28 protein-coding genes are annotated in these 22,243 nt (G+C 59.8%); 18 read left to right on the top strand and 10 right to left on the bottom strand.

The features are described from left to right. Positions 1-4 precede the first annotated feature (4 nt). Genes lptA through IE091_RS03975 form a run of 4 tightly spaced genes read right to left on the bottom strand, consistent with a single transcriptional unit; the run spans position 5 to position 2,653 of the window. Positions 5-508, bottom strand: a complete 504-nt coding sequence (lptA, locus tag IE091_RS03990; protein WP_039177461.1) for a lipopolysaccharide transport periplasmic protein LptA — start codon at positions 506-508, stop codon at positions 5-7. Then, positions 505-1,089, bottom strand: a complete 585-nt coding sequence (gene lptC, locus IE091_RS03985; protein ID WP_039177459.1) for an LPS export ABC transporter periplasmic protein LptC — start codon at positions 1,087-1,089, stop codon at positions 505-507. Before lptC ends, lptA begins: the two co-directional genes overlap by 4 nt. Beyond that, positions 1,090-1,632, bottom strand: coding sequence for a KdsC family phosphatase (locus IE091_RS03980; protein WP_039177455.1), 543 nt, complete (start codon positions 1,630-1,632; stop codon positions 1,090-1,092). Positions 1,633-1,666: 34 nt separating this feature from the next. Then, positions 1,667-2,653, bottom strand: a complete 987-nt coding sequence (locus tag IE091_RS03975) for a KpsF/GutQ family sugar-phosphate isomerase (protein ID WP_039177452.1) — start codon at positions 2,651-2,653, stop codon at positions 1,667-1,669. Between the two features lie 231 nt (positions 2,654-2,884). Between IE091_RS03975 and IE091_RS03970 the strand changes: the two genes are divergently transcribed. The 9 genes from IE091_RS03970 to hisD all read left to right on the top strand — a co-directional run bounded on the left by IE091_RS03970 (position 2,885) and on the right by hisD (position 9,687). Beyond that, positions 2,885-3,706, top strand: coding sequence for an ABC transporter ATP-binding protein (locus tag IE091_RS03970; protein WP_039177784.1), 822 nt, complete (start codon positions 2,885-2,887; stop codon positions 3,704-3,706). Further along, positions 3,707-4,510, top strand: a complete 804-nt coding sequence (gene mlaE / locus IE091_RS03965; RefSeq protein WP_039177449.1) for a lipid asymmetry maintenance ABC transporter permease subunit MlaE — start codon at positions 3,707-3,709, stop codon at positions 4,508-4,510. 13 nt (positions 4,511-4,523) lie between these two features. Continuing rightward, the gene (gene mlaD / locus IE091_RS03960) at positions 4,524-4,988 is read left to right on the top strand and encodes an outer membrane lipid asymmetry maintenance protein MlaD (RefSeq protein ID WP_016913488.1); all 465 of its coding nucleotides are present in this window, start codon (positions 4,524-4,526) and stop codon (positions 4,986-4,988) included. A gap of 39 nt (positions 4,989-5,027) precedes the next feature. Then, on the top strand, positions 5,028-5,681 hold the full coding sequence (locus IE091_RS03955; protein WP_039177446.1) for an MlaC/ttg2D family ABC transporter substrate-binding protein: 654 nt from the start codon (positions 5,028-5,030) through the stop codon (positions 5,679-5,681). After that, positions 5,678-6,010, top strand: a complete 333-nt coding sequence (locus tag IE091_RS03950; protein WP_039177443.1) for an STAS domain-containing protein — start codon at positions 5,678-5,680, stop codon at positions 6,008-6,010. Before IE091_RS03955 ends, IE091_RS03950 begins: the two co-directional genes overlap by 4 nt. Positions 6,011-6,146: 136 nt before the next feature. Next, positions 6,147-6,398, top strand: coding sequence for a BolA family protein (locus tag IE091_RS03945; RefSeq protein WP_016913491.1), 252 nt, complete (start codon positions 6,147-6,149; stop codon positions 6,396-6,398). A gap of 10 nt (positions 6,399-6,408) precedes the next feature. Next, entirely contained in the window at positions 6,409-7,671 is a 1,263-nt protein-coding gene (murA, locus tag IE091_RS03940) for a UDP-N-acetylglucosamine 1-carboxyvinyltransferase (RefSeq protein ID WP_039177440.1), read from the top strand. 29 nt (positions 7,672-7,700) lie between these two features. Next, positions 7,701-8,354 carry an ATP phosphoribosyltransferase gene (hisG, locus tag IE091_RS03935; RefSeq protein ID WP_039177782.1) on the top strand — a complete coding sequence of 218 codons (654 nt, stop codon included), beginning with the start codon at positions 7,701-7,703 and terminating at the stop codon, positions 8,352-8,354. 13 nt (positions 8,355-8,367) lie between these two features. Then, the gene (gene hisD / locus IE091_RS03930; protein ID WP_144983546.1) at positions 8,368-9,687 is read left to right on the top strand and encodes a histidinol dehydrogenase; all 1,320 of its coding nucleotides are present in this window, start codon (positions 8,368-8,370) and stop codon (positions 9,685-9,687) included. Positions 9,688-9,705: 18 nt separating this feature from the next. Here hisD and IE091_RS03925 read toward each other — a convergent pair whose 3' ends face one another. Continuing rightward, the gene (locus IE091_RS03925) at positions 9,706-10,950 is read right to left on the bottom strand and encodes a S1C family serine protease (protein WP_096923169.1); all 1,245 of its coding nucleotides are present in this window, start codon (positions 10,948-10,950) and stop codon (positions 9,706-9,708) included. Between the two features lie 139 nt (positions 10,951-11,089). On the opposite strand from IE091_RS03925, the gene IE091_RS03920 reads away from it, so the two are divergent. After that, complete coding sequence (locus IE091_RS03920) at positions 11,090-11,851, top strand: Nif3-like dinuclear metal center hexameric protein (protein WP_144983548.1); 762 nt, start codon at positions 11,090-11,092, stop codon at positions 11,849-11,851. Positions 11,852-11,906: 55 nt separating this feature from the next. Here IE091_RS03920 and IE091_RS03915 read toward each other — a convergent pair whose 3' ends face one another. Further along, entirely contained in the window at positions 11,907-12,419 is a 513-nt protein-coding gene (locus IE091_RS03915; RefSeq protein WP_229800745.1) for a ZapG family protein, read from the bottom strand. A gap of 168 nt (positions 12,420-12,587) precedes the next feature. On the opposite strand from IE091_RS03915, the gene zapE reads away from it, so the two are divergent. The 8 genes from zapE (at position 12,588) to IE091_RS03875 (ending at position 18,933) form a co-directional block, all read left to right on the top strand. After that, a complete protein-coding gene (zapE, locus tag IE091_RS03910; protein WP_039177429.1) occupies positions 12,588-13,769 on the top strand; it encodes a cell division protein ZapE in 1,182 nt (393 codons plus the stop codon). A 201-nt stretch (positions 13,770-13,970) separates the two neighbouring features. Further along, positions 13,971-14,399: a 50S ribosomal protein L13 gene (gene rplM / locus IE091_RS03905; RefSeq protein WP_016913499.1), complete on the top strand. Its 429-nt coding sequence runs from the start codon at positions 13,971-13,973 to the stop codon at positions 14,397-14,399. A 13-nt stretch (positions 14,400-14,412) separates the two neighbouring features. Next, positions 14,413-14,802 (top strand): 30S ribosomal protein S9, encoded by a 390-nt coding sequence (rpsI, locus tag IE091_RS03900; protein ID WP_016913500.1) that lies wholly within the window; start codon positions 14,413-14,415, stop codon positions 14,800-14,802. 208 nt (positions 14,803-15,010) lie between these two features. Further along, positions 15,011-15,601: a ubiquinol-cytochrome c reductase iron-sulfur subunit gene (petA, locus tag IE091_RS03895; protein ID WP_039177424.1), complete on the top strand. Its 591-nt coding sequence runs from the start codon at positions 15,011-15,013 to the stop codon at positions 15,599-15,601. Continuing rightward, positions 15,601-16,860, top strand: a complete 1,260-nt coding sequence (locus IE091_RS03890) for a cytochrome b (protein WP_039177421.1) — start codon at positions 15,601-15,603, stop codon at positions 16,858-16,860. Before petA ends, IE091_RS03890 begins: the two co-directional genes overlap by 1 nt. Then, positions 16,860-17,627: a cytochrome c1 gene (locus tag IE091_RS03885; RefSeq protein ID WP_096923167.1), complete on the top strand. Its 768-nt coding sequence runs from the start codon at positions 16,860-16,862 to the stop codon at positions 17,625-17,627. Before IE091_RS03890 ends, IE091_RS03885 begins: the two co-directional genes overlap by 1 nt. A 149-nt stretch (positions 17,628-17,776) precedes the next feature. Continuing rightward, the gene (gene sspA / locus IE091_RS03880; RefSeq protein WP_026001643.1) at positions 17,777-18,403 is read left to right on the top strand and encodes a stringent starvation protein SspA; all 627 of its coding nucleotides are present in this window, start codon (positions 17,777-17,779) and stop codon (positions 18,401-18,403) included. Between the two features lie 59 nt (positions 18,404-18,462). Further along, a complete protein-coding gene (locus IE091_RS03875) occupies positions 18,463-18,933 on the top strand; it encodes a ClpXP protease specificity-enhancing factor (protein ID WP_039177413.1) in 471 nt (156 codons plus the stop codon). Positions 18,934-19,025: 92 nt separating this feature from the next. On the opposite strand, the gene IE091_RS03870 is transcribed toward IE091_RS03875, so the two are convergent. Genes IE091_RS03870 through IE091_RS03855 form a run of 4 tightly spaced genes read right to left on the bottom strand, consistent with a single transcriptional unit; the run spans position 19,026 to position 22,131 of the window. Beyond that, positions 19,026-19,598, bottom strand: a complete 573-nt coding sequence (locus IE091_RS03870) for a BON domain-containing protein (RefSeq protein ID WP_039177412.1) — start codon at positions 19,596-19,598, stop codon at positions 19,026-19,028. A gap of 46 nt (positions 19,599-19,644) precedes the next feature. Continuing rightward, positions 19,645-20,238, bottom strand: coding sequence for a phosphoheptose isomerase (locus IE091_RS03865; protein WP_016913507.1), 594 nt, complete (start codon positions 20,236-20,238; stop codon positions 19,645-19,647). Between the two features lie 23 nt (positions 20,239-20,261). After that, a complete protein-coding gene (locus tag IE091_RS03860; RefSeq protein ID WP_039177406.1) occupies positions 20,262-20,633 on the bottom strand; it encodes a YraN family protein in 372 nt (123 codons plus the stop codon). Beyond that, a complete protein-coding gene (locus IE091_RS03855; RefSeq protein ID WP_039177404.1) occupies positions 20,623-22,131 on the bottom strand; it encodes a penicillin-binding protein activator in 1,509 nt (502 codons plus the stop codon). The genes IE091_RS03860 and IE091_RS03855 overlap by 11 nt, the downstream gene beginning before the upstream one ends. Positions 22,132-22,243 lie beyond the last annotated feature (112 nt).

The raw sequence follows: 22,243 nt of genomic DNA, 5'->3' as shown, positions 1-22,243 counted from the left end.
CTCTCTATTGCTCGGGCTGTAAGGTCATGCGGATGCGTTGCGGTGCGCTGCCGCTGACATCGGAGCGTGCTTGGACCACCCCGCGGTCGATGAAGTATTCGAGCCGTCCACCCTGGAAGCGATCCCCTTGCTGGGTCAGTTCGGCCTGGTCGATCAGCTCTACACGCCGCTCGGACACATGGTAGACGATGCGCCGCGCCCAGCCTTCCATGGGCGTCGTCTGGTCTTCCAGCTGGTTGCGCAGGTAGGCACGCTCGCCCGTGGCGACGGCCCGGGAGAGCTCGCCCGCCTCGTTGCGATGAATTTCGACACGCTCTCCGCGCAGCTGCATTTCACCTTGGCGAATGTCGACGTTGCCGGTATAGACCGCCGTGCCCGCACGTTGGTCCAGGTCCAGGCGGTCGGCTTCCACTTCAACGGGGGCCTGTTGTTGAGCAGCGGCAGGCAGTACGCCTACCACCATGGGAACGGCAAGGGCGAACAGTGCCGTACGAAGCAGGGCGTTCATGGCGACTCCTGAGAAGATTGGGGGGCGGGCGGATGCACGCCGCGCACGTTATCGATCAAACTGACACGGCTGTCGTCCAGCCAGACATCCATGCGTGAGGCTTCGATGCGTTGAGGTGGCTGCTGCAGTACCACAGGGGTGTCGCTCCAGGCATGACGCTCCAGTCCATCATAGTGCAGCAGGTCGGTATCCAGCTGCCAGCCTTCGTCCGGCGCCAGCAGGCGCGCGGATCCGGCCAGGGTCAGCGCCTGGGAGTCCATGTTCAAGGTGCCGGTGTCGGCAATGGCCAGCCATTCACGCTGCTCGCTGTCGAACAGGGTGGCGCGTGGTGACGTCACGTGGGTCATGGCCGCCTGCGGGGTATGTACCAGACGCGGTGCCACCAAGGATTGCTGAAGCGTGCCGTCTTCACCGAACAGGGTGATTTCGGCATTTTCCAGCACGTGTCCGGGCTCTTGGGCCTGGGCCTCGGGGTCTACTTCACGCTGTTGAGGGGCGCGTGGGTCCAGCCACACCAACAGCCCACCCAGGGTGATGACCAGGCCCGACAGCCAGACGCGTTTTCTCACCCTGATGCCCATTCAGACGGAACCGTGCAGATAAGTGTCGAGTACGGCGTCCCAGTGCCCCTGGCTGGTGAGCAGCGTGTCACAGATTTCGCGCACGGCGCCATGCCCGCCCAGGCGATCGGTAATCCAGTCGGCGTGGGTGTGCATGTAGTCGGGGGCGTTGGGCACAGTGATGCCGACGCCGGAGCGCTTGATCGGCGCGAGGTCCGGGAGGTCGTCGCCACAGAACGCAACCTGTTCCAGGGTAATGTCTAACCGTTGGCATAGCCCGCGCAGGGTGGCGAGCTTGTCTTCACAGCCTTGGTAGACATGGCTGATGCCCAGCGCTGCGGCACGCTGACTGACCATGGGAGAGTCACGGCCGGTAATCAGCGCGACATGAATGCCGACCCGTTTGAGCAGCTTCAGCCCGTGGCCATCCTGGGTGTGAAAGGCCTTGATTTCGATGCCATCGGCCTGGAAGTACAGGCGGCCGTCGGTCAGCACGCCGTCCACGTCCAGGGCCAGCAGTTTTACACGGCGTATACGATCTAAAAGTGCGTCAGGTAGGGCCATAGAGCCTCCGTATCATCCATCATTGGATCATGGGTCAGATAACGCCGCTTGCCAGCAGGTCATGCATATGCAGAGCGCCAATCGGGCGCTGCTGTTCATCGACCACGGCCAGCGCCGTGATACGACTATCTTCCATTATACGCACGGCTTCGGCCGCCAGAACGTCGGGGCCGATGCGTTTGCCTGGCCGTGTCATGACGTCGTCCACCTTGACGTCGCGCAGGTCGTGAAACTGGTCCAGCGTGCGCCGCAGGTCGCCATCGGTATAGACACCGGCCAACCTGCCCTGGCTATCGATGACGCAGGTAAAGCCGAGCCCCTGGCGGGTGATTTCCAGCAGGGCATCGCGCAGTGGGCTGCCCAGTGCAACCCGAGGAAGCCGAGAGCCATCGTGCATCAGATCACGCACGCGCAGCAGCAGTCGCTTGCCCAGGCTGCCGCCAGGATGCGAGAGCGCGAAATCTTCGGCCGTGAAACCGCGTGCTTCCAGCAGTGCGACGGCCAGCGCGTCACCTAGCGCAAGCGCTGCCGTCGTCGAGCTGGTGGGGGCCAGATCCAGTGGGCAGGCTTCACGTTCGACGCCGCTGTCCAGGTGGGCCTCGGCGTGACGTGCCAGGGTCGAATCAGGGCGCCCCGTCATGCTGATCAAGGGAGTTCCCAAGCGCTTGAGCAGCGGCAGCAGAGCCGTGACTTCGCCGGTTTCACCCGAGTTCGACAGGGCCAGCACCACATCGCCCCGGGTAATCATGCCGAGGTCGCCGTGGCTGGCTTCTCCGGGATGAACAAAGAAGGCGGGCGTGCCGGTACTGGCCAGGGTGGCCGCCAGTTTTCCGGCGATATGGCCGGATTTGCCCATGCCGGTCACCACCACACGACCCTTGCAAGCCAGGATCAGCTGGCAGGCGCGGTCGAAGCTCTCGTCCAGCTTGGCTTGCAGGCCGCCAATCGCGGCTTGCTCTATCTGCAGTGTCCGCAGTGCGCTTTCACGCAGTGAGCTGGGTGGGGTGGGAGGCTGGGGCATGGTCGGTCTCGTTCTCGTCATCACGGTTGATAGCCTTCAAGAATAACATCTTGCGGCGGCTTTTAGCCAAACCACTGGCAGGCCGTGGCCAGCAGGCAAGGTGCGCGTGGCTGTTCCTGTGGGTGGCGTTAGGATACGATGTTCGATAATATTTCGAAAACACTGTTTTTTAAACCGCCGATCCGGGCTCGACATGCCCGCGTCGGCGAGCGAACGAGGGGTGTGATGCCCATGACGGATATGCCCTTTATCCAGGTGGAGGATGTGTACTTTTCCCACGGCGACCACGATATCTTTCGTGGCGTGAGCATGAGCATTCCGCGTGGGAAAGTCACTGCCATCATGGGGCCCAGCGGAACCGGCAAGACCACCCTGTTGAAATTGATCGGCGGGCAATTGGTGCCTGATCGGGGGCGCGTGCTGATCGATGGGCAGGACGTGCATCGGCTGTCTCGCAAGGCGCTGTTTGCGCTGCGCAAGCGAATGGGCATGCTGTTTCAGAGTGGCGCGCTGTTTTCCGATCTGGATGTCTTCGAGAACGTCGCTTTTCCACTACGCGTGCATACCGACCTGCCCGATACCATGATTCGTGACCTGGTGTTGATGAAGCTGCAGGCCGTGGGCCTGCGCGGAGCGCGCCACCTGTCGCCTGCCGAGCTTTCGGGCGGCATGGCCCGCCGCGTGGCGCTGGCGCGGGCCGTGGCACTGGACCCGGAGCTGATTCTTTACGATGAGCCGTTCGTGGGCCAAGACCCCATTTCCATGGGCGTACTGGTGCAGCTCATCAAGCGCTTGAACCAGGCCATGTCGCTGACCTCCGTGGTGGTTTCCCATGACATCAAGGAAACCCTGAGCATTGCCGACTACCTCTACCTGATCGCCGATGGCCAGGTGGTGGCGCATGGCACGCCGGCGTCGCTGGATGTCAACGAGGACCCCAGAGTCAGTCAGTTCATGCATGGTGAGCCGGACGGCCCTGTGCCGTTTCACTATCCTGGCAACACCCTTTACCGAGACATTCTCGGTCACGATCCAGCAAGCGGGGCAGGGTAAATGCAGTCAAGACTCTTACAGTGGGTAGCGCCCATCACGCGATTGGGGCGCAAGGGATGCGAGATGGTGGAAGCGCTGGGGCGCGCGGCAGTGTTTCTCGCGCAGTCGGCGGTCGGGGTGCCTTCCCGTGAGGGGTGGGCTCTGTGGCTTCGTCAAATGCATTTTGTCGGCGTGCTTTCTCTGGCCATCGTGCTGGTGTCCGGACTGTTCATCGGCATGGTGCTGGCGCTTCAGGGCTACACCATTCTGGTGGATTTTGGTGCCGAGCAGGCATTGGGGCAGATGGTGGCGCTGTCGTTGCTGCGAGAGCTGGCCCCGGTGGTGGCAGCGCTGCTTTTTGCAGGGCGGGCCGGCTCGGCGTTGACCGCCGAGATTGGTTTGATGAAGGCCACCGAACAGTTGACCAGCATGGAAATGATTGGCGTCGACCCGCTGCGTCGCGTAGTGGCCCCGAGGCTTTGGGCCGGATTCGTGGCGCTGCCGATCCTCACGGTGGGGTTCAGTGTGGTCGGTATCTGGGGCGGCTATCTGGTCGGCGTCGAGTGGCTGGGCGTTTTCGAAGGCTCTTACTGGAGCAACATGCAGTCCAGCGTCTCGTTCATCAATGATGTCGGTAACGGCATGATCAAGAGTCTGGTGTTTGCCCTGGTGGTGACCTGGATCGCCGTTTTCCAAGGGTATGATCTGATTCCCACGTCCGAAGGCATTTCTCGGGCGACCACCCGTACGGTGGTGTACTCATCGCTGGCGGTGCTGGGGCTGGATTTCGTTTTAACCGCCGTCATGTTCGGCGGCCTTCAATAGCTGGGGTGGTGTCATGAAGCGCAGTAAAACCATGGAGTTTGGCGTTGGTCTATTCATGTTGGCGGGGATCATCGGCCTGGTCTTTCTGGGGCTGAGAGTCAGCGGTTTGACGCTTTCGGGCGCGTCTGACACGTTCCGCCTGGAGGCCAACTTCTCCAATATCGGCGGCCTCAAGCCGCGTGCCCGTGTCACCATGGCGGGCGTGACCGTTGGACGTGTCGAGGCCATCGAGCTGGACCGGGAGTGGTACGACGCACGCGTGGTGCTGAGCCTGAACAGTGACCTGGAAGGCCAGCTTTCGCAGGATACCACGGCGGCCATTCTGACGGCTGGGCTGCTGGGTGAGCAGTACATTGGTTTGAGTGTGGGCGGTGCCCCTGAGGTGCTACAAGACGGTGACACGATTCGCGACACGCAATCGGCCCTGGTGCTGGAAGAACTTATTCAGCAGTTCGTGTCCAATATGGTCAGCAACTAAGCATCCATGGTGATGGTGCGTGATTACAGAGGTGTAACGATGCAAAAGATGACAGCAACTTTTTCCCGCTGGTTTGCCCTGGCCCTGCTGCTGATGGCTTTGCCTGCCTTGGCCAAGGCGCAGTCTCAGTCGCCCGAACAGATGATTCGCGACAACATCGAAGGGTTCATGGCGCAAATCGAAGGGCGTGAAGACTACTATGCCAACAATCTCGATGAGCTGAAGGCGCTGGTCAACGATAGCCTGGATGACATTGCCGATTTCCGTTATATCGGTGCCAGCGTCATGGGCAGCTATTTCCGCAATGCCACGCCAGAGCAGCGCAGCCGTTTTGCGGATGTCTTCCGCCAGACGCTGATCGATACCTACACGCGTGGTCTGGTGACCTTCGACTACGACGAGCTGCGTGTGTTGAGCCAACAGCGTGCCCAGCGTCACGAAGATCAGGCCAGTGTCGATATGGAAGTGGTGGCCAACAATGGTCAGGTCTACCCGGTCAGCTACAGCCTGCGCCTGGCCAATGGTGAATGGCGCGTGGTCAACGTGATCGTCAATGGTATCAACCTGGGCCTCACGTTCCGCAATCAGTTCGATCAGGCCATGCGTGAAAACAATCGCGATTACGATGCGGTCATTCGCGGCTGGTCGCCGGATATCGGCGTCGAAGAGCTGGAGCAAGGGGGCGATGCGTGAGCACGCTGCTCGACCGCCCGAATGTCTCACTGGCCGAGCAACCGGATGGGCTGGTGGTGTCCGGTGACTTGAGCATGAACGCCGCCGCCGATGTGGCGGCGGCAGGAGTAAGCTGGCTGCGAACCACCCGCGCCACGTCGGTTCAGTTCGATTTCAGCGGTGTCGATGGTGCCAGTAGTGCTGCCTTGAGCGTGATGTTCGAGTGGCTGAGAGCGAGCCAGGTCAGGCAGTTGCCGGTGAGCGCGATCGTGCTATCGCCGCCGCTCCAGCGTCTGGCGACGCTGGCAGAGCTGGAGCCCTTGATAGCTCAGCACAGCCCCGTGCAGTAATCCTTCTCCATAAAGCAGCCTGCGGGCTGCTTTCTTCTATCCGTCATGCTGCCAACATCGCCAAGCGTGATGCTTTTCTTTATCATGTGGCTTTTCCGCACATTCTTTTCATGACCCCAAAGGAGTTTCCTGGCTTATGCAACCCAACGAGGTCAAAGCACTGCTTGAATCCCGCATCGATGGGTGTGAGTTTCACATCCAGGGAGAAGGCTGCAATTTTCAGGTTATTGCGGTTGGCGAAGCCTTTGAAGGTCTTTCACCTGTAAAGCGCCAGCAACTGGTCTACGCCGCGCTGAGTGATGAAATCGCGTCCGGTGCCCTCCACGCTATCAGCATCAAAACGTTTACCCCGACGCAGTGGCAAACTGCATCGCAAAGCGCTGAGTAACGGCCTGCCCATGGATAAGCTGATTATTACCGGCAACGGTTGCGTTGACGGAGAAGTGTGGGCCAGTGGCGCCAAGAACGCGGCGCTGCCCATTCTGTGTGCCAGCCTGTTGGCCGATGGCCCCGTCGTGATCGGCAATTTGCCGCACTTGCAGGATATCACCACGACGCTGGAGCTGTTGGGCCGGATGGGCGTCGAGCCCGTCATGGGCGAGAAGCTGAGCATTCAGTTGGATGGCTCTCAAGTGACTCAGTGCCATGCGCCTTACGAGCTGGTCAAGAAAATGCGCGCCTCGATTCTGGTGCTGGGCCCGTTGTTGGCGCACTTCGGCAAGGCCGACGTCTCGCTGCCTGGCGGGTGTGCCATCGGTTCGCGCCCGGTGGATCTGCATCTGCGTGGTCTGGAGGCCATGGGTGCCGAAATCCACGTGGAAGCGGGCTATATTCGTGCGCGCGTAGATGGACGCCTCAAGGGTGCCACGATCTTCTTCGATACGGTGACCGTGACAGGCACCGAGAACCTGCTGATGGCTGCTACCCTGGCCGATGGCCGTACCATTCTTGAAAATGCTGCTCGTGAGCCCGAAGTCGTGGACCTTGCCGAGTGCCTGATCAAGATGGGCGCGAAGATCAAGGGGCATGGCACCGATACCATCATCATCGATGGGGTGCCTTCCCTGCACGGCTGTGAACACGATGTGATGCCGGACCGTATCGAAACCGGAACGTTTCTGGTGGCGGCCGCCATGACCGGTGGGCGTGTCAAGGTCAAGCGCACTCGCGCCGATATCCTCGAAGCGGTGTTGGCCAAGCTGGAAGAGGCCGGTGCCGAGATCACCAGTGGTGACGACTGGATCGCGCTGGACATGCACGGCAAGCGCCCCAAGGCCGTCAACATTCGCACGGCGCCGTATCCGGCATTTCCCACCGACATGCAGGCGCAGTTCGTGGCCATGAATGCGGTGGCGGAAGGGCACTCGCGTGTCGTGGAAACGATCTTCGAGAACCGTTTCATGCATGTGCAGGAGCTCAATCGCATGGGCGCCAATATCGTGCTGGAAGGTAACGCTGCGCTCATCCAGGGCGTCGACAAGCTGTCCGGTGCACCGGTCATGGCGACGGACCTGCGTGCCTCGGCGTCTCTGGTGATTGCGGCCATGATGGCCGAAGGCGAGACGCTGGTGGATCGTATCTATCATATCGATCGCGGTTATGAGTGTATCGAGGAAAAACTTCAGCTGCTGGGGGCGAAGATTCGTCGCATTCCCGGCTAAGCCATGTGACCAACCATTGGCCTTACATCATGAGTAAGCAATTGATCCTGGCCCTTTCGAAAGGGCGTATTCTGGACGAAACGCTGCCGCTGTTGGCAGATGCGGGCATTACGCCCGCAGAAGATTTGAGCAAGAGTCGCAAGCTGCTGTTCGATACCAACCTGCCGGATGTGAAGCTGGTCATCATTCGCGCCACCGATGTGCCTACCTATGTGCAGTTAGGGGCCGCCGATGTGGGCGTGGCGGGCAAGGATGTGCTGCTGGAGCACGGTGCCGAGGGGCTGTACGAGCCGCTGGATCTGGACATTGCTCGCTGCAAGCTGATGACGGCAGGCGTGACCGGGCAACCACCGGCACGAGCTCGTCGCCGGGTGGCGACCAAGTTCGTCAACGTGGCGCGCCGCTACTACGCCGAGCAGGGCATTCAGGCAGAGGTGATCAAGCTGTACGGTGCCATGGAGCTGGCGCCGTTGATGAACCTCGCCGATGAAATCGTCGATATCGTCGATACCGGCAATACGCTGCGTGCCAATGGCATGGAGCCAAGGGAATTGATTGCCCATATCAGTACCCGTCTGGTGGTCAACAAGGCGGCCATGACCATGAAGCATGATCGTATCAAGCCGCTGTTGGCGCGTTTGGAAAGTGCCGTAAAGCAACGTCAATTGCAGCCTGCCGAATGACACGAGGTTTGCCATGAGTGAGACAACCACTGCCACCATTGCTCGGCTCTCTACCACTGAGCCGGGCTTCCATCGTCAGCTGGATACGCTGCTGGACTGGGAGGGCGTGTCCGATAGCGCCGTGCAGGCCCGTGTCGATGAAATACTGGCGGACGTCAAACAGCGCGGTGATCGGGCCGTCATCGATGCCACCAATCGCTTCGATCGGCTGGCCGTCGACTCCATGGAGCAATTGCGCCTGTCGCCCGAGCAGTTGAAAACGGCGTATGAGGGGCTGCCGTCGGAACAGCGTGAAGCGCTGGCCGTGGCAGCGGAGCGCATTCGTCGCTACCACGAGCGGCAGAAGCCGGAGTCCTGGCAGTATCAAGAGGCCGATGGCACGGTGCTGGGGCAAAAGGTGACGCCACTGGACCGCGCTGGTATCTATGTGCCGGGCGGCAAGGCGGCCTATCCTTCTTCGGTGCTGATGAATGCGATACCCGCCCACGTGGCTGGTGTTCGTGAGATCGTCATGGTGGTGCCGACCCCTGACGGTGTACTGAACGATCTGGTGCTTGCGGCGGCACATCTGGCCGGTGTCGATCATGTTTTCACCATCGGTGGGGCGCAGGCCGTTGCAGCATTGGCTTATGGCACCCAGAGCGTACCTCGTGTCGACAAGATCGTGGGCCCTGGCAACATTTACGTGGCCACCGCCAAGCGTGCGGTATTCGGGCAGGTAGGCATCGACATGATTGCCGGGCCGTCAGAAATCATGGTGGTCTCCGATGGGCAGACCGACCCTGATTGGTTGGCCATGGATCTGTTCTCCCAGGCCGAGCATGATGAAGATGCCCAGGCGATTCTGGTCAGTTGGGACGCCGAGCATCTGGATGCCGTCGCGGCTTCCATCGAACGGCTGCTGCCTACGCTGGAGCGCGAGGAGATTGCGCGTGCTTCGCTCAAGCGCCGGGGGGCGCTGATTCTCTGTCAGCACCCGGCCGACGCCGTCGAGATGATCAACCGCATAGCGCCGGAGCACCTGGAGCTTTCCGTGGCCGAGCCCGAGGCGTGGCTAGAGGAGATCCGCCATGCAGGCGCCATCTTCATGGGGCGTCATACGTCGGAGGCCTTGGGCGACTACTGCGCGGGTCCCAATCACGTGCTGCCGACGTCCGGCACGGCGCGTTTCTCGTCACCGCTGGGGGTTTATGACTTCCAGAAGCGCTCTTCGATCATTCACTGCTCTCCTGAAGGAGCGTCCGAACTGGGCAAAGTGGCGTCGGTCCTCGCCCGAGGCGAATACCTGACGGCGCATGCACGCTCGGCCGAGTATCGTATTCGCAGCAAGTGAGGTATGGGTGGAGCGGCTTCAGGAGCCGCTCTGCCGATCTTCGGACGTCGCATTGGTGGGCACGGGGCGCTCGCCCACTTCCAGGGTGACTTCCATGCGCTCACCGCTGCGCACGATGGTCAGGGGAAGCTTGGTACCCGGTGGGATAGAGGCAATCTCGCTCATGGTGGCACGAGCATCCATGATGACCTGGTCGTCGATGGAAAGCAGTACATCGCCGGGCTGCAGCCCTGCCTCCGCTGCGGGCCCACCGCTGACCACGCCAGCCACGATGACGCCTTGGGGAGTGCGTAACCCAAACGAGGCGGCCAGTTCCCGCGATAACGCCTGAGCCTCGATGCCCAGCCAGCCGCGAATCACCCGGCCGCGGGTGACCAGTTCGTCGAGGATGCTGTGGGCAAGGTTGGCCGGAATGGCGAAACCGATTCCCTGTGAGCCGCCCGAGCGTGAAAAGATCGCCGTATTGATGCCCACCAGTGCGCCGTCAGGATTGACCAGCGCCCCGCCCGAGTTGCCTGGGTTGATGGCCGCGTCGGTTTGAATGAAATCTTCGTAGGCATTCAGCCCCAGGTGGCTGCGCCCCGTGGCGCTGATGATCCCCATGGTCACCGTCTGCCCCACGCCGAAGGGGTTGCCGATCGCCAGCGCCACATCGCCCACGGCCACTTCCTTCGAATCGGCCAGCTCAATCACGGGCAGGTTGTCCAGTTGAATACGCAACACTGCCAGATCGCTTTCCGGGTCGGTGCCAATCACTTGGGCCAGGGTTTCGCGGCCATCGCGCAGCGCCACTTGTATCTGGTCGGCGCCGCTGATCACGTGGTGGTTGGTGAGCACGTAACCATCGTCACTGACGATGACGCCAGAGCCCAGGCTGGAGAGCATGCGTTGATGGGTCGTCGCATCGTCGCCGCTGAAGAACTGCTGGAAGAATGGGTCGGACATCAGCGGGTGCTGGTCCCGTGACACGATGCGCGACGAGTAGATGTTGACCACTGCTGGCGCGGCCTGATTGACAGCGTTGGCGTAGCTGGCCGGACCCTGGCTGCGAGAGAGCGGTGCTGCCTGACGGATATCTGGGGCAGGGCGGTTGGCCGTTGGTTGGTTGCCAGTCGCGACCAGTGCAGGCTGTGGCTCGACGGTGGTGGGCGTCGCCTGACGAAACGGGTTGGGAATCTGCTGGGGGAAGGCCAGCAGAATGACTGCGGCCAGCAGAAGGCCCGTGGTAATGGGCCAGAGATAGGGCAGCACAAAGCGGTGCATGCAAGCATTCCTCAGCGGATGGCGGTCTTCAGCAGGTCGCGAGGTTCGCGATAACGTGCAGCGAGTTTACAATAGACGATATGGTAACACTTTACGCTGCGCTTCCCCACGGGGCAGCGGCAACTATTAAGGAGTCCGCGTGAACCATCGTGATCAACTCGTCGCTGCTTGTGACCACCAGCTCCGCGCTGGCCAATTCAAGGATTACACCATCAATGGCCTGCAAGTCGAAGGGCGAGAGGAAGTGCGGCGGGTCATGACCGGCGTGACGGCGTGCCAGGCGCTGCTCGATGAGGCGGTGGCCTGGCAGGCAGATATGGTGCTGGTTCATCACGGCTATTTCTGGAAGAACGAGCCAGTGGCGATTACCGGGATGAAGCAGAAGCGCATCAAGACGCTGATGGCCCACGATATGAGTTTGCTGGCGTATCACTTGCCTCTGGATGCCCATGCGGAGTTGGGCAATAACGCCGAATTGGCGCGGCGCCTGGGATGGAAGGTAGAGGGATGTCTGGACGGCGAGCTGGGCGAAGGATTGCTGTGGTCGGGGCGATTGGTGACACCTCAACCTCTGGCCGCGTTGGCGGAGCAGTTGAGCCATACCCTTCAGCGTCAGGCGCTGGTCGTCGAGGCGCCGCTGGCGGGGCCAGTGGAGCGAATTGCCTGGTGTACCGGTGGGGCGCAGGACATGATCACGGCTGCCCACGAAGCAGGTGCTCAAGTATTCGTGTCAGGAGAGATTTCCGAGCGTACCACGCACCTGGCGCGCGAGCTGGGTATTCACTACATCGCGGCTGGGCACCATGCCACCGAGCGTTATGGGGTGCAGGCGCTGGGTGATTGGCTGGCCAGCCAGTTCGATGTCGAGCATCGTTTCGTGGATATCGACAACCCGGCCTGACTCGGAGAAAAGTGCGCGCTGTCAGGGCGCTCAGGGGCGCCCTGGCGAGCGTAGATCAGTAGCGTGGGGGTTGCGCAAGCGTATCGTTGTCCGATTTCTGATGCTCTTTCAATCCGAACCCTTCGGAGAGCGTGCCGTTCTTGCCAGCCGCGTAATCGCGGGGCATGGCAAGGTCGGCATCGTTTTCTGCCGTGGCCGCTGCTTTGTGATGGGAGGTCTTGACGCTGGTGAGCTGCCATTGAGCTGCCTCGTCGGCAATCTGCGCTTCGATCTGATTTGTCTCTTGGCGGATGCTGTCAAGGCGTTGCTGAATGCCGGTCAGGCTGCTGCCCATGGCTTTTTTCAGTTCCGCAATCTTGTGCTCGCGCTCCAGCAGCGTTTGCTTCAGCGCAGCCGTGTCTCTCTCGCTCTTGCTGAACAGGCGATAGCAGGCAAGGCCAATGAGAAAGCCAGCGATGAGACCTACAACGGCAAAAGTGATTGGCGAGCTTGCTTCCACGGTATTCTCCCTAATAATGATGCGCGCCATGTCATCGATGGCATGGCGTCGCCGATCGCACAGCTGCATGGACGGACCCATTATAGGCGCGTCACGGCTGGTCGGGTCAATCCGCTCATGCGCTTAGCGTTCAACCCGCGTATAATTAGGCTCTTTTTATCGGTCAGGCCAGTGCTCGGCGTGCGTGCCATTGTGCGCCGAAGCAAGTGCTTGACTACGGGCTGCGGGAGTATCTTCATGTCATCAGTATCTGCACGCCAGGCGTCTGAACACCCCCGTCGCCTGACGCCACTGGAGCGTTACCAACAGGATTTGACGCGCAGTGACTTTCAATACGACCCGGCTCAGGAGCAGGCGGTCAAGCATCTCCAGCGCCTTTACGATGATCTGTTGTCGGCTTCCACGACCGTACCCAAGGCTGTGGTCGCAAGCAAAGGGTTGAAGGCGAAGATGGCAGGTCTGCTGGGCAAGCGCAGTGAGCCGGGCAAGCCCCCGGTGCCCCAGGTGAAGGGGCTCTACTTCTGGGGTGGGGTCGGGCGCGGCAAGACCTACCTGGTGGATACGTTTTATGACGCCTTGCCCTTTCCTGAAAAAATGCGCACGCACTTTCATCGGTTCATGCAGCGGGTGCATAACGAGTTGACGCACTACAAGGGTGAGAAAAACCCGCTGACGCTGATTGCCGGCAAGTTTGCAACCGAGGCTCGGGTGATCTGTTTCGACGAGTTTTTCGTCAAGGACATCACGGATGCCATGATTCTGGCCAATCTCATGGAGGCGCTGTTCGAGCGTGGTGTCGTGCTGGTGGCGACCTCCAATATCATCCCTGATGAGCTCTACAAGGATGGCCTGCAGCGCGCTCGGTTCCTGCCTGCCATCGAGCTGGTCAATCGCCACTGTGACGTCGTGAATGTGGACTCGGGGATCGATTATCGGTTGCGGGCGCTGGAGCGTGCGGAAATTTTCCATGCGCCGCTGGATGAGGCTGCCGACAAGGAGCTGGCGCGCAGCTTCAAGGAGATTGCCGGTCAGGCGGGAGAAGAGGGCGCGCCGCTGGAAATCAACCGCCGTGTGCTGAAAACGCGTCGACTTCATGAGGATGTCGTCTGGTTCGAATTTGCCGAACTGTGTGACGGGCCGCGTAGCCAGAACGACTATATCGAGCTTGCTCGAGAGTTTCATACCGTGCTGGTGGCCAATGTGCCGCGCATGGATGCCAAGCGCGACGATCAGGCGCGCCGCTTCATCAATATGGTGGACGAGTTTTATGATCGGGGCGTCAAGCTCTTGATGTCGGCAGAAGTGCCCGTCGAGTCGCTTTACAGTGACGGCAAGCTGACCTTCGAATTTCAGCGGACGCTGTCTCGCCTGCAGGAGATGCAGTCCCGGGAGTATCTGGCGCTGCCGCACAAACCCTGAGCGCCTCTGTTGCCTGAGTGCGATGCCAAGGGCGTGCGAGAAAAGTGAAGATGGCACTTAACTTGTCCACTCACTTGCTGTAGAATGCCGCCTCGCTGTACGTTGCAGTCTTTTTCTGGCTGCAACCAAAAAGAATAGGGATGGTGCTTCGCTATCAAGTGGCGCAAGTTACCCAACACACTTAATCTGGTGATTTCATCCATGAAGACGTTCAGTGCTAAGCCGCAGTCCGTCCAGCGCGACTGGTATGTTGTCGACGCTACGGACAAAACGCTCGGTCGTCTGGCAACCGAGATTGCTCGCCGCCTGCGTGGCAAGCATAAGCCCGAATTTACCCCTCACGTTGATACCGGCGACTACATCGTTGTCATCAATGCCGAGAAAGTCCAGGTGACCGGTAACAAGGCGAAGGCCAAGACCTACTACCGCCATACTGGTTACCCGGGCGGTCTGCGCTCCATGACCTTCGACAAGATGCTGGACCACGCTCCCGAGCGCATCATCGAGTCTGCTGTCAAGGGCATGCTGCCGAAAGGCCCGCTGGGTCGCGCCATGTATTCCAAGTTGAAAGTGTACGCAGGTGCCGAGCATCCGCATGCTGCCCAGCAGCCGCTTGAACTGAACATCTGAGGAAATCTTCGCCATGACACAGCAGTATTACGGTACCGGGCGCCGCAAGACTTCCACCGCTCGTGTGTTCCTGAAGCCGGGCTCCGGCAAAATCACTGTCAACAACCGTGAACTCGACGAGTACTTCGGTCGCGTTACCGGCCGCATGGTTGTTCGTCAGCCCCTCGAGCTGACCGAGACCCTGAACCAGTTCGACGTGTATGTGACCGTCGAAGGTGGTGGTGGCTCTTCACAGGCTGGCGCCATCCGTCACGGCATCACGCGTGCCCTGATGAACTATAACGAAGACCTGCGCCCGACTCTGCGCGCTGCTGGCTACGTCACTCGTGACGCACGTCAGGTAGAGCGTAAGAAAGTCGGCCTGCGCAAGGCGCGTCGTCGTCCGCAGTTCTCCAAGCGTTAATTTTACGCTATGCGGCAAAAACGCCCAGGTCCAAGACCTGGGCGTTTTTTATTGGAATATCAAAAAATTATAGTACCTGTACCACCATGGTCCGGGGCGGTTGTTCTTGTGCAGAGCGCTTTGTTTTTTTAACATAGGGCGTATTTGATATTCGTCGCCGCAAGACGCCTTTGCGGCGAAACGGGTAAGCTGATGGGAGAAACCAGAAATGGCAGATAACGGCGTAAACAAAGGCCGGCGCCGTTTCCTCGTGGGCGCCACCTCCGTTGTGGGGGCGGTGGGCGCTGTCGGGGTTGCGGTCCCCTTTGTGGCATCCTGGCAGCCTAGTGCCAGTGCGTTGGCGGCCGGTGCGCCGGTTCGAGCTAACTTTTCCAAGCTCGAACCGGGGCAGCGTGTCACCATCGAGTGGCGTGGGCGGCCGGTATGGATCATCAACCGTACGCCTGAGATGGTCGAGCGTACAGAGAGCCTGGATCCGTCTCGCTTGCGGGATCCAGAGTCCACGGAGCAGCAGCAGCCTGCCTACATCACTGGCCCGTTGCGCTCTGTGCGCCCCGAGGTCGGTGTCATGGTTGGCGTGTGCACCCACCTGGGTTGCTCTCCGTTGTACCGTCCCGAGCCTGAGGCCGCAGTCACAGACAACTGGCCGGGCGGTTTCTTCTGTCCTTGCCATGGCTCGTACTTCGATCTCGCCGGACGCGTCTTCAATAACGTACCTGCACCCTCCAACCTTGAAGTGCCGCCCTATCGTTTCGAGGGTGAGGACATCATCGTTGGTGAAGACGAGGAGGCCGCGTAATGGGTAATCCTAATCGAGTCAAGGCTGAACGCGGCATCATGCGCTGGGTGGACGACCGCTTCCCCGCAACACAAATGATGCAAGACCACCTCACCAAGTACTACGCACCGAAGAACTTCAACTTCCTCTACATCTTTGGTGTATTGGCGTTGCTGGTGCTGGTCAACCAGATTCTGACCGGTGTCTGGCTGACCATGAGCTACAACCCCACGTCGGAAGGCGCTTTCCGCTCTGTGGAATACATCATGCGTGACGTCGAGTACGGCTGGATCATCCGCTATATGCACTCGACCGGCGCCTCTGCCTTCTTTGTCGTCATTTACATGCATATGTTCCGTGCATTGATGTACGGATCATACAAGGCCCCGCGCGAGCTGGTCTGGATCTTCGGCATGGCCATCTATCTGCTGCTGATGGCAGAGGCTTTCATGGGCTATCTGTTGCCCTGGGGTCAGATGTCCTACTGGGGTGCTCAGGTCATCATCTCGCTGTTCGCGACCATCCCTGGTATCGGCCCGGATCTGGCGCAGTGGATTCGTGGTGACTTCCTGATTTCCGGAATCACGCTGAACCGCTTCTTTGCCCTGCACGTGGTGGCGCTGCCTATCGTGATCCTGGCACTGGTGGTGCTGCATATCATTGCACTGCACGAAGTCGGCTCCAATAACCCAGATGGCATCGAGATCAAGGAAAAGAAAGACGAAACCGGCAAACCGCTGGACGGCATTCCTTTCCATCCGTACTACACCGTGAAGGATCTGGTGGGTGTGGCGGTCTTCCTGTTCGTTTTTGCGGTGGTGCTGTTCTACTTCCCGGAAGGGGGTGGTTACTTCATCGAGCGTCCCAACTTCGAGCCTGCCAACCCGATGGTAACGCCTGATCACATTGCGCCGGTGTGGTACTTCACGCCGTTCTATGCCATCTTGCGGGCCATTACCTTCGACTTCCTGGGATTGCGTGCCGAGTTCCTGGGCGTGCTGGCCATGGGTGGCGCTATCGCCATTCTGTTCGTGCTGCCCTGGTTGGATCGTAGTCCGGTCAAGTCCATGCGTTACAAAGGCTGGTTGTCGCGTATTGCGCTCATCATCTTTGCGATCAGCTTTGTGATCCTGGGTGTTCTGGGTGCCATTCCGGCGACTCCGCTGCGTACGCTGGTTGCCCAGATCTGTACGGTGCTCTACTTCGCCTTCTTCATTCTGATGCCGGTGTACACCAGTATCGAGAAGACTAAACCCGTTCCTGAAAGGGTGACTGGCTAATGAAAAAGCAACTGTTCGCACTGCTGTTCGCGCTGCTGCCTTTTATGGCGGTCGCAGCGCCAGGGCCCGATGTGCCTTACTCCATGACGCCGGATCTGCGTGATCAGGAGTCTCTGCAGCGTGGTATGCAGCTCTACGTCAACTACTGCATGGGATGTCACTCGCTGGAGCATCAGCGCTTCTCCCGTGCAGCAAATGATCTGGGCATGCCGCAGGACCTGGTCGAAGAGAACCTGATTTTCTCTTCATCGCTGGGTTACAACGACCTGATGCACATCGCCATGCTGCCGGAAGATGGTGAAAGCTGGTTCGGCGCTGCGCCGCCCGATCTGACGCTGCATGGTCGTCTGCGCGGTCCCGACTGGATCTACTCCTACCTGCTGAGCTTCTACCGTGACCCGAGCCGTCCACTGGGCGTCAATAACGCGGTATTTGATCTGGTGGCCATGCCCAACGTGCTGGAGCCGCTGCAGGGTGTTCAGGAGATGGTCTGCTCGGAAACCGACCAGCCGGTAGCAGGGCAGTCGCCCGACCCGCTGTCTGGCAAGTACCAGTCTTGTGAAGTGCTGCAAGTCACTCAGCCAGGTTCCATGGAGCCTGCCGAGTTCGAGGAAGCCGTCTATGACCTGACCAACTTCCTGGCCTACGTCGGTGAGCCTTCCAAGCTGCAGGCTCAGGCACTGGCGCCCAAGGTGCTGATCTTCATCTTTATCTTTGGTGTGATCGCCTACCTGCTCAAGCGTGAGTACTGGCGGGATGTTCACTAAGCATTAGCCTATGCTTGGTGGGCGGGGCGCACGGCGAAAGCCGTGCGCCCTTTGTTTGTTTATGTGCCCCCAGGGGCTTTGCGTCGCTTTACCATAAAAGGCGGCGGGCGTGTTACTATCGTCTATTGTTTTGATGCGAGGATGCTTTCATGGGTGTTGTGGCCAAGCGGTCGTCAATGATCTTTTACTCAGGTAATGATGATCATTTCAGTCATCGTGTACGCATTGTTCTGGCTGAAAAGGGAGTGGCGGTCGATATCGTCGATGTTGCTGAGGAACAGCCACCTGAAGAGTTAGCGGACCTCAACCCGTACAACAGTGTTCCCACGCTGCTGGATCGTGATCTGGTGCTCTATGAGTCCAAGGTCATGATGGAGTATCTGGATGAGCGCTTTCCTCATCCGCCGCTGTTGCCCGTCTACCCAGTGGCACGTGCTCAAAGTCGGCTGTGGATGCACCGTATCGAACGCGAATGGTGCCCGATGCTCGAGCTGATCCGCACGGGTGGCAAGAAAGAGGCAGACAAGGCGCGTAAAGAGCTGCGCGAAAGCTTGATCGGCATTTCGCCCATCTTCGAAGATATGCCGTATTTCATGAGCGAAGAGTTTACGCTGGTGGATTGCTGTCTGGCGCCCATCCTTTGGCGTCTGCCCGAGCTCAATATCGAGCTGCCGGAGAAGCAGGTGAAGCCGCTGCTGAACTACATGTCGCGCGTATTCGAGCGTGAAGCGTTCAAGGCCTCCTTGAACGAGCGTGAAAAAGAGATGCGCGCCTGAATTCATATGGCCCCTAGCCTGATGGGCAGGGGCTTCACTTGTCAGGAGGAGGGAGACTTATGAAGTCGAGCCGTCCCTATCTCGCCCGAGCCTTGTACGAATGGCTTCTGGATAACGACCTAACGCCTTACCTGGTGGTGGATGCTACGCAGCCGGGCGTAGAAGTGCCGCGCCAGTTCGTTCAGAACGGTCAGATCGTACTCAATGCCGCGCCAACGGCAGTGCGTGACCTGTTCATGGAGAACCAGGCAATTGGTTTCAGCGCTCGCTTTGGGGGTCAGCCCATGCAGGTGATGATCCCCATCCCTGCGTTGATCGCTATCTACGCTCGTGAAAACGGGGCAGGCATGGTCTTTGGCCATGAGCCGGAACTGGATGCCGACGAGCTAGAGGGGGGTGAGGAGTCCTCAGCTGATGAAGCTGCACGACCCGAGCTGACCTTGACGGAAGCACCTTCCAAAGAGGCGTCGGATGCATCGACTGCGTCTGAAAAGCCCAAGAAGAAACCGGCTCTCAGAGTGGTCAAGTAGCCGGGCTTTTAGCCTGGTCATGGCTAAATGGTCATGACTAAAAAAAGCCTCGCCAGTCACGCTGGCGAGGCTTTTTGTTGCCAGGACGAAGCTCAGTTCAGGTAATCGAAGACCTTGACGATGCGCTGAATGCCGGCCACGCCGGACGCCGCATTGACGATTCGGTCGGCTTCCTCACGAGTGACCATGCCCATCAGGTACACGGTGGCATTCTCGGTGGTGACTTTCAGCTTGGAAGAGTCGATCTGATCATTGGTGGCAAGGTGGCTGATGACATTGGTGGTCAACCAGGTGTCGGCCAGACGTTGGCTGGCGGGCAGGTTGGCTGCAATGGTCAGTTCGTTGTGCAGCTGATTGACGCCGCGCAGGTTGGAAGCCACGTTGCCTGCCATGGTTTTCAGTTCATCGCTAGGGACTTGGCCGACCAGCAGCAAGGTGCCGTTGTAGCTATGGGCGCGAATCCGCGCGTCGCCCAGCCGAGCATCGGAACGTGACAGAGAGCGCTCCACTTCGCGTTCGATGGTGGCATCGACGGCTTGGACATCGCTGCTGCGCTGGCCGTAGTTGGAGGGGTTGGAACCGCTGTTGTTGGCACAGCCACTGAGCAGAACCGCGCCGCACAGCGTAGCGACCAAGAGGGAGCGAGAAGAAAAACGTAGGGCCATTGAGATGACTCCTTTATCGATATAATTCGTTGACCTGAGCGCGCTGTCAGGCAGCGCCGCCAAACAGCTGTTCGTCAATTAAATCACACAGACAGTGAATGACCAGCAGATGGACTTCCTGTATGCGCGCCGTCGAGGTGGCGGGCACGCGTATTTCACAGTCATCCTGGCCAAGCAGCGACGCCATGTTGCCACCGTCACGCCCTGTGAGAGCCACCACCGTCATGTCGCGATCATGGGCTGCCTGGATGGCTTGAACGATATTGGCGGAGTTGCCGCTGGTCGAGATGGCCAGCAGGACATCGCCCGGTTGACCCAGCGCACGAATCTGTTTGGAAAATACTTCGTTGTAGCTGTAGTCGTTGGCGATGGAGGTGAGCGTCGACGTGTCGGTGGTCAATGCCAGCGCAGGCAGGCTGGGGCGCTCGCGCTCGAAGCGGTTGAGCAGTTCCGAAGAGAAGTGCTGGCTGTCGCCTGCGCTGCCGCCATTGCCGCAGGCCAGGATCTTGCCTTCGTTGACCAGGCACTGAACCATCATTTGGCTGGCCACTTCGATAAACGGTGGCAGCACCTCGCTGGCATAGGTCTTGGTATCAATGCTGGCATTGAAGTGATTGAGAATGCGAGATTGAAAGTCCATCAGGGCTTCCCGGTTATAGAGTATTAATAAGCGTCAAAAGCCGCTTGTTCCCATTCGAACGTCAGCTCGGGTGGCATACCTGTGATCGCTAGAATATCAAAGCGGCAGGGGCAGTCGAGGCCATGCCTTGCAATATAAAGCGTGGCAGCCTTTACCAGACGGCGACGTTTCTGTGCCGTCACGGTCTCCAGTGGATGCCCGTGCTCCGTGGTGGCGCGGTGTTTGACCTCGATGAACACCAGAATATCCCGATCATACATGATCAGGTCCAGTTCGCCTCCCTTCACGTGGTGGTTGCTGGCCACTAGCCGAAGGCCTTTCTCCTGCAGCCATTGAGCGGCGATTCGCTCAATGGCTGCTCCTCGGTAGCGTGCGCTTTGCGGGCTACGGCTCATTGCCCAAGAGGCCAGGGATCAGGATGGGCGCGGGCGTACCGTTCTGGAACTTTGCCCACGGGAGTTCGCGATGAATGCGGCCGTCGCTGGCCAATGACATGCGACCGGTGCTGCCGTTCAGGCCATTGATGTCCGAGAGGTCCGACATGCGTTTGGCCAGCTCGTAGGCATCGACGCCCATGGCCATGAGGCGGAACATGGAGGCGTCGGACTCTTCGCGCAGCTGTTGGTAGGTAGCGTAGAAGGGCAAAACTTCCTCTCCACCGACGGCTGCGTCAGGAATCTGCCAGGGGATGTCCATGAACATGACGTCGTTGAGGTCCTGGTCCAGACGAGTCTGTCGGCGGCCTTCATGCAGGTGCGAGGTGGCGTAGATCGGCAGGTCAGGTGCGTAATAGTAATCCATGGTGGGCGGCACCTGGCGCGCGTAGTCGGGCAAGGCGAGCAGGAACAGGGCGTCGATGTTGCCCAGGCGAGCCCGTTCGCCGCTGACGTTCAGTGCAGTTTGGACGGCATTGGACACCGGGCTGCTCGGGTTGTAGCGCACGGCATTGGTGACTTCGCCGCCCAGGCGCTGGTACTCGTTCCAGAAGGCTTCGCCCACTCGGCGCCCCCAGTCGTTATCCGGCACCATGACGGCTACCTGGCGGTGCCCGTCCTGATAAGCACGGCGGGCTGCCTGGCGTGCTTCGTCTTCGGCTGACAGGCCATACTGCAGCAGGCGCTGGGCCTGATTGCTGGCATTGTTGCCGTAGTTGAGCGCCAGTGTGGGCAGCGGAACGCTGTCGCGCTGTTCCAGCTGGGTCACCTGATCCTTGTCGAGCGGGCCGATCAACAGCTGTGCGTTCATTTGTTCGGCACGGCTGTAGATTTCATCCAGAGAGTACTGGGAGGCGTCGATGAAGGTCAGCTGTACGCCATCATTGCTGATCTCATTGTGGCGGCGCATGGCCGTGGTCAGCGTACCGGCCACGCTGCTCAGAGGGCCGGATTCCGGCAGGGCTACGGCGATGCGTCGCACGTCGGTGCCTTCCAGCTCCGGCAGCGCGACTTGCACGTCGTCAGGGCGTTGGTCCAGCGCTTCCTGGGCCCATTGGCGACGCTCTGCCAGCGTTTGCTGCTGATTGGCCTGCATGGGCAGTTCGTCATCCAGTACTTGCGTGGCGCGCAGGACCGCTTGCGGGTCGTTCATGCCGCGGGCCAGTTCCGAGAACAGCATGGCCCAGCGCAAGCGATCGGTATCGCCCAGTTGGGCTTCATCGATGCTGCTGGCGGCCTCGAAAGCGCTCTCTCGCTGACCCTGGCGGGCCAGGATGTTGGCCGCTTCCAGGCGCGTTTGGGCAGCCTGTTCGGGAGCCTGCTGCTCTGCCTGGCTGAGCAGTCGTCCTGCGTCCTGATCGGGGGCTCGGTCAACGACGCTGGGCGGCTGCATGGCACAGCCGGTGATGAGAAGTGCCATGAAGGCAGTGGCCAACAGGCCACGAAGTGACTGTTTCATGTATCCTTCCTTAGTTTCCATTTGCGCTGTCGCGGCCTATGAGCAGGTTGATCTCACGTTGAGTAAGCATAGCGCACCGTCAGGGCAAGCTATTAATAAATCGGGAGTCACG

Source organism: Vreelandella hamiltonii (assembly GCF_014651775.1).
Lineage (GTDB): Bacteria > Pseudomonadota > Gammaproteobacteria > Pseudomonadales > Halomonadaceae > Vreelandella > Vreelandella hamiltonii.
Note: the sequence above shows the minus strand (reverse complement) of the source record. Positions and strands in the feature narration are given on the sequence as shown.